This window comes from Actinomycetospora sp. (assembly GCF_055612215.1).
In genome coordinates this window covers 1-6,490 of sequence record NZ_JBVPVA010000968.1, presented here as the reverse complement: position 1 = coordinate 6,490, position 6,490 = coordinate 1, and the positions used below count along the sequence as shown (strand labels likewise).

General features: G+C 72.7%; 6 protein-coding genes. 5 read left to right on the top strand and 1 reads right to left on the bottom strand.

Going from position 1 to position 6,490, the window contains the following annotated elements; translation table 11 throughout:
• The first annotated feature begins 103 nt into the window (after nt 1-103).
• Entirely contained in the window at nt 104-1,288 is a 1,185-nt protein-coding gene (locus tag AC0CYZ_RS26420; protein WP_472220894.1) for a zinc-dependent alcohol dehydrogenase, read from the top strand.
• A gap of 30 nt (nt 1,289-1,318) precedes the next feature.
• Here the strand turns inward: AC0CYZ_RS26420 and AC0CYZ_RS26415 are convergent, their stop codons facing one another.
• On the bottom strand, nt 1,319-1,906 hold the full coding sequence (locus AC0CYZ_RS26415) for a hypothetical protein (protein ID WP_472220892.1): 588 nt from the start codon (nt 1,904-1,906) through the stop codon (nt 1,319-1,321).
• 53 nt (nt 1,907-1,959) lie between these two features.
• On the opposite strand from AC0CYZ_RS26415, the gene AC0CYZ_RS26410 reads away from it, so the two are divergent.
• From AC0CYZ_RS26410 to AC0CYZ_RS26395, 4 genes are all read left to right on the top strand, one after another.
• On the top strand, nt 1,960-2,817 hold the full coding sequence (locus tag AC0CYZ_RS26410) for an endonuclease/exonuclease/phosphatase family protein (RefSeq protein WP_472220890.1): 858 nt from the start codon (nt 1,960-1,962) through the stop codon (nt 2,815-2,817).
• 118 nt (nt 2,818-2,935) lie between these two features.
• Nucleotides 2,936-3,787 (top strand): SDR family oxidoreductase, encoded by an 852-nt coding sequence (locus AC0CYZ_RS26405; protein WP_472220888.1) that lies wholly within the window; start codon nt 2,936-2,938, stop codon nt 3,785-3,787.
• A gap of 547 nt (nt 3,788-4,334) precedes the next feature.
• On the top strand, nt 4,335-5,342 hold the full coding sequence (locus tag AC0CYZ_RS26400) for a hypothetical protein (protein ID WP_472220886.1): 1,008 nt from the start codon (nt 4,335-4,337) through the stop codon (nt 5,340-5,342).
• Nucleotides 5,339-6,490: SRPBCC family protein (locus AC0CYZ_RS26395; protein WP_472220884.1), on the top strand; the 1,152-nt coding region annotated here is incomplete at its 3' end. The genes AC0CYZ_RS26400 and AC0CYZ_RS26395, both read left to right, overlap by 4 nt.

The window sequence follows — 6,490 nt, the reverse complement described above, 5'->3', positions numbered from 1 at the left end:
GCGCTCCACCTCGACGGTCGTCCGATGCCCGACGACTTCGTGGTCGTCGACCCCTCCGCCTGACCGACCCGCTCCACGACGACCGAACGCGAGGAGACACCGCATGAAGGCACTGACCTGGCAGGGACAGGGCGACGTACGCGTGCAGGAGGTGCCGGACCCGAGGATCCAGGCGCCGACCGACGCGATCGTGCGCATCACCAGCACCGCGATCTGCGGCTCCGACCTGCACCTCTACGAGGTGCTCGGGCCGTTCCTCGACAAGGGCGACATCCTCGGCCACGAGCCGATGGGGATCGTCGAGGAGGTCGGGTCCGAGACCGGCGACCTCAAGGTCGGCGACCGCGTCGTCGTCCCGTTCAACATCTCCTGCGGGCACTGCTGGATGTGCGAGCGCGGGTACAACGCGCAGTGCGAGACCACCCAGAACCGCGACCAGGGCATGGGCGCCTCGCTCTTCGGCTACACGAAGCTCTACGGCCAGGTGCCGGGCGGGCAGGCCGAGTACCTGCGTGTGCCGCAGGCGCAGTTCGGGCCGATCGTGGTCCCCGACGGCCCGCCCGACGAGCGCTTCCTCTACCTCTCCGACGTCCTGCCCACCGCGTGGCAGGCCGTCGCGTTCGCCGACGTGCCGAAGGGCGGCAGCGTCGTGGTGTTCGGGCTCGGCCCGATCGGGCAGATGGCCGCGCGCATCGCCCGCCACCTCGGATACCGGGCCATCGCCGTGGACTCGGTCCCGGAGCGGCTCGAGATGGCCCGCCGCCACGGCATCGAGGTGATCGACTCCAATCAGGTCAAGGACGTCACCGGAGCGGTGCGCGACCTGACCGACGGGCGCGGCGCCGACTCCGCGATCGACGCGGTCGGGATGGAGGCCCACGGGGGTTCGGCGATCCCGCAGGTGGCGCAGAAGCTCGTCAACAAGCTCCCCGACGCGATCTCGGCACCGCTGATGTCGGTCGCCGGCGTCGACCGCACCGCCGCCCTGATCGGCTGCGTGGACGCCGTGCGCCGCGCCGGGGTCGTGTCGCTCTCCGGGGTCTACGGCGGACAGGCCGACCCGCTGCCGATGCTGACGATGTTCGACAAGGGGATCCGTCTCGCCATGGGCCAGGCCCACGTGAAGCGCTGGATCCCGGACCTGCTCCCGCTGGTCCAGGACGACTCCGACCCCCTCGGCGTCATGGACCTCGAGACGCACAGCCTGCCGCTGGACGAGGCCGCGCACGGCTACGACATCTTCCAGCGCAAGGCCGACGGCGCGATCAAGGTCGTGCTCAAGCCCTGAGCCCCGACGAGGTCCCGACCGCCCACCGGGTCAGCCCGGCAGGCGGAGGGCCTCGTCGACCTCGCGGCCGCCGGGCGCGACGCCCAGGCGCCGCAACAGGTAGAGGCAGGCGAGGGCCAGGTCGTTGCCGGCGACCTCCCGGGCCGTCCGCTCCCAGTCGACCTGCTCGCGCACCGCGCGGGCCGAGGGCAGCACCTTGTTGAGGTCGCAGCGCTGCTCGTTGAGCGCGCACATCTTGCCGACGAGCACGTCGGTGATGTCGCTGACCGGCATCACCACCGAGAGGACCTCGATGTCGTAGGCCCGCGAGATCATGGCGGTGTCGACGTCGCGGCCGTTGATCTGCAGCAGCACGTCGACCATCGCGCCGTCGGAGTAGACCTTGAACAGCCAGTCCTCGGGCGGCTGCTCGACCTGCAGGTCGGCGTCGCGCAGCGCGGCGGCCGCGGCCTCGGCGTCGTCGGGACAGACGACGACGTCGACGTCGTGCTCGGGCTCCGGGCCGCCGTGCGCCCACACGGCGTACCCACCGGCCAGGGCGAACTTCACCCCGCCCTGGCGCAACGCGACCGCGACGCGCTTGAGTGCCTCGCGCTGGCCTTCCCGGCTCTCGATCACCCGAATGACGCTACCCGGCGTGGTCCGGTTGCGAATCCGGGAACCCTCACGCCGTGCGCCTCGTGACCTGGAACGTCCTGCACGGCTGTTCGCCCGACGACGGGCGGGTCGACCTCGACCGGTTCGCCGCGGCGGTGCGCTCGCTGGACGCGGACGTACTGGCGCTCCAGGAGGTCGACCGCGGCCAGGCCCGGTCGCAGGGCGCCGACCTCACCGCGGTGGCGGCCGAGGCGATGGGGGCCCGGGACCACCGGTTCGCCGCGGCGCTCGTCGGGCCGCCCGGGGCGTGGTCCGCGGCGCCCGAGGAGGGCCGGGTCGGCGGTCCCGGCGAGGCCGCCGCCGACGCCACGGCGACGCTGCCCGCCGCCGCGCCCGAGCGGCTCGAGGCGCTCGTCGACCCGGGCCCCCGCGAGCCGGCTTACGGGGTCGCGCTCGTCTCCCGGCTGCCCGTGACGCGGTGGCGGGTGGTGCGCGTCCCGCCCCTGGCCCGGCCGGTCCCGTTGGTGCTGGGCCGCCCGCCGCGCCCGGTCGTCGTGCACGACGAGCCCCGGGTGGCGGTCGCGGCCGAGGTGGCGACGGACGCCGGCACGCTCACCATCGCCACCACCCACCTCTCCTTCGTCCCGGCCTGGAACCTGCTGCAGCTGCGACGCCTCGTGCGCGCGCTCGGCCGCGAGGTCGGTCCCGGGCCGCTCGTGCTGACCGGCGACCTCAACACCGGACCGCGGCGGGCCGCGTGGGTCAGCGGGCTGACGGGCCTCGCCGCGGGCCGCACGTTCCCGGCCCCGGAACCCCGCACGCAGCTCGACCACCTGCTCGGGCGCGGCGTCCGCGCGAGCGACGGCGAGGTCCACCACCTGCCCGTCTCCGACCACCGGGCGCTCGGGGTGACGCTGCACCTCTCGTCGTGAGCCCGGCCGGGACGGACGTGTCCGCGCGCCGCCGTCGCGGGTAGCCGCCGTGCCGGACCGCTCGACGCCGCGGGTGGCCCGAGCCCCCGACGGTCCCCGCACCACCCCGGAGCGAGACATGACCGAGCAGCCCCCCGCACAGTCCCAGACCTACCCCGGCAGCACCGGGAAGATGGACCCCGAGCCACTCGACGAGATGGCCGACTACGTCGGGCGAGACCTGCTCGTCGGCCGCCGGGCCCTGATCACCGGGGGCGACTCCGGGATCGGTCGTGCCGTCGCGGTCGCCTTCGCCGAGGAGGGCGCGGACGTCGCGCTGAGCTACCTCGACGAGGACGACGACGCGGCCCACACCCGCAAGCTCGTGGAGCAGCGCGGCCGCCGCTGCGTGCTCCTGCCCGGCGACATCGCCGACCGCGACCACTGCAAGCGCATGGTCGACCAGGCTGCCGAGGAGCTCGGCGGGCTCGACCTCCTGGTCAACAACGCCGCCACCCAGGAGCCGGTCACCGACCTCGAGGACCTCTCCGACGAGCAGTGGGAGCGGACCCTCACGGTCAACCTGCACGCGATGTTCTGGATCACCAAGCAGGCGCTGCGCCACCTCGGCGAGGGTTCGTCGATCATCAACACCGGCTCGGTCAACGGGCTGCGCGGCAACAAGTCGCTCGTCGACTACTCCGCGGCCAAGGGCGGCGTGCACACGCTGACGTACTCGCTGTCCCAGATCCTGCTCCCGCGCGGCATCCGCGTGAACTGCGTGGCCCCGGGGCCGGTCTGGACGCCGCTCATCCCGGCGACGATGCCCGAGGACAAGGTCGACTCCTTCGGCGCGCAGGCCCCGATCGGCCGGGTCGCCCATCCGGACGAGATCGCCCCGTCGTTCGTCTTCTTCGCCTCGGACCGGCTCTCCTCGTACTACAGCGGCGAGGTGCTCGCCCCGATCGGGGGGGAGACCCTCCCGGGCTGATCGGCGCCGGGTCGCCCCCGGACGCCATGGATCACCGAAGGGCACGTCAGGCAGGTCCGGCCCCCGGCCGGGCCGCCCGGCGTGCCCTTGAACGTGTGCGGAGTGGCGCGGTGTTGCTCGCGGAGACGTCCGCACGCGGACGGTACACCCACACGGACCAATCAGAGTTCGGCGTCCGGATTACTCGGCACTCCACTTTCCGGACGGTCCGCCAGGGGCGCCCGGAACAATTTCGGCGAATCATCCGGGCGAGCCGCACCGCCTCATGTGATCATCCCGCAGGTGACGGGCCCTGCCGACGAAGATCATCTCCGCGGCGGCCGCCCGAGATCGTTCCGGAAAAGTTACGGGCCTCTGTTTGCGTGTGATTACCTGCAGGGAAAGTCGAGTTACACACACGGAAGTGGTCCGTGTCACCCCAAGGTCGCCGGGCCGGCGATCGTTCGTCAGGGAAGCGGGGCACGGCCTCATGGGTGCTGGCAAGCTGGCTCTCGCCGTCGTGGGCGGTTATCTGCTGGGTCGCACGAAGAGGATGAAGCTGGCGATCATGCTGGGAGGCGCGCTCGCCGGGAAGAAGATCTCCACTGACCCCGCGGCGTTGCTCGGCCAGGCCAGCAAGCTCATCAGCGCCTCCCCGGAGCTCCAGCGACTCGACTCCGCGGTGCGCGGCCGCCTGCTCGAGGCGGGCAAGGACGCGGCCCTCGCCGTCGCCAGCTCGCGCATGGAGGCACTGACCGACTCCCTCGTCGACCGCGTCGAGAACCTCGGCAAGCCCGCCGCCGGCGCCACGAAGGCGGCCGGCGAGGCCGCCGGCGCCGCGGGCGACACCGTGGCGCAGGCCGGGGGCGCAGCGGGTGACGCCGCGTCGGTGACCGCGGGTGCCGCCAAGGACACCGTCGGCGGGGCGACGCGCGGAGCCAAGGACACGGTCGGCGGGGCCACGCGCGGACTGCGGGGCCGCGGTCGGCGCTCCCGCCAGCCGGAGCCGGAGCCTGAGCCGGAGGACCGCCAGGACGAGGGCGACGACGACCTCGAGGAGCACCTCGGCGAGGACGCGGCCCTGCTCGACGACGAGGACCGGGACGACGCCGAGCCGGACGACGTGGAGCAGGACGACGCCCCCGAGGCGTCGGAGCCGGAGCCGGCCGAGTCCGCGAGCACCGGACGTCGTGCCGGGAACGGGTCCGGCCGCAGGTCGAGCGCGTCCCGGGAGTCGGCACCGACCGACCAGGAGCGGCCGCGCCGCGCCCGTCGCACCCAGAGCAGCTCGGCGGGCTCGGGCAGCGCCGGTGGCTCGGGCAGCTCGGGCAGCTCGGGCTCGGGAGCCAAGAACGCCGGGACGAATGGGACGAGCGCGAGCGGGAGCACGCGGTCGACGGCGAAGCGCTCCGGGACGCGCTCGGGGACCTCGTCGTCGTCGGGCGGCCGGAGCCGCACGTCGAGCTCGGGCACCGGCTCGTCCACGCGGTCCCGCTCGACCTCGGGGGGCTCGGGCTCCTCGGGCACGTCGTCGCGGCGCACCGGCTCCAGCAGGAAGACCGGTGACGGAGCATGACGAGCACGATGGAGTCCGCCTTCGAGGCCCTCCCGGTCGACAAACTCAAGTCGGCCGGCCAGGACCTCATCAAGGCGCTGGTGGACCGGGCGGTGAGCGCCGCGCTCGAACAGGTCGACGGGCTCACCGATCGCCTCGGCGACGTGGCGGAGAACGGCGGCCAGGGGCTCTCGAGCGCCTTCGGCGGAGGAGGCGGCGGTGGCGCGCTGGGCGGCGCCCTGTCCTCCGGCGCCTCCACGATCAAGGACAAGGTCAGCGGTGCACTCGGCTCGATCGTGCCGGGCATGGGCGGCGGCGACGACGACGAGGAAGGTGAGGGCGGCGGGAGCGGCGGCGGCGGCGGGAACAAGAGTGCCCGCGGGAAATTCAAGTTCCTGAACATCTTCGAGGCCCAGGACGTGGGCGTTCCGTTGCGACTGGCCTACGACCAGTGGACGCAGTTCGCCGATTTCCCGAGCTTCATGAAGAAGGTCGAGAACGTCGACCAGACATCCGACGAAAAAGTGACGTGGAAAGCCCAGGTGTTCTGGTCGCACCGGACGTGGGAGACCACGATCGTCGAGCAGATCCCGGATTCCCACATCCTCTGGACGTCGTCGGGCGCCAAGGGTCACGCGAGCGGCATCGTCACGTTCAGTGAGCTCGCCCCGAACCTGACGCGCATCATCCTGATCATGGAGTACTACCCGCAGGGCTTCTTCGAGAAGACCGGCAACATCTGGCGCGCCGTCGGGCGCCGCGCCCGCCTCGAGTTCAAGCACTTCTGCCGTCACGTGATGATGGACTCGCTGGTCAACCGCGACGAGGTCGTGGGGTGGCGCGGCGAGATCCGCGACAGCGAGGTCGTCCGCACCCACGAGGAGGCCCTCGAGGAGGAGCAGGCGGCCGAGGACGGCGACGTCGGGGACGTGTACGGCGACCAGGAGGCGGACGCCGACGCCGACGCGGAGCCCGGCGACGACGAGCTCGAGGAGGACCTCGACGAGGACGAGGAGTTCGACGACGACGAGGTGGGCGAGCCCGTCGCCGAGGACGACCTCGACGCGGAGGACGCCGAGGACGCCGACGAGCCGTTCGAGGACGAGGACCTCGACGAGGTCGAGGACGTCGAGGATTCCGGCGACGTCGAGGACTCGGACGTCGAGGAC

What these genes read in the sequence shown, in the direction of transcription:
- AC0CYZ_RS26420 (WP_472220894.1), top strand. Translation starts at nt 104, where the DNA reads ATGAAGGCACTGACCTGGCAGGGACAGGGCGACGTACGCGTGCAGGAG.
- AC0CYZ_RS26400 (WP_472220886.1), top strand. Translation starts at nt 4,335, where the DNA reads ATGCTGGGAGGCGCGCTCGCCGGGAAGAAGATCTCCACTGACCCCGCG.
- AC0CYZ_RS26405 (WP_472220888.1), top strand. Translation starts at nt 2,936, where the DNA reads ATGACCGAGCAGCCCCCCGCACAGTCCCAGACCTACCCCGGCAGCACC.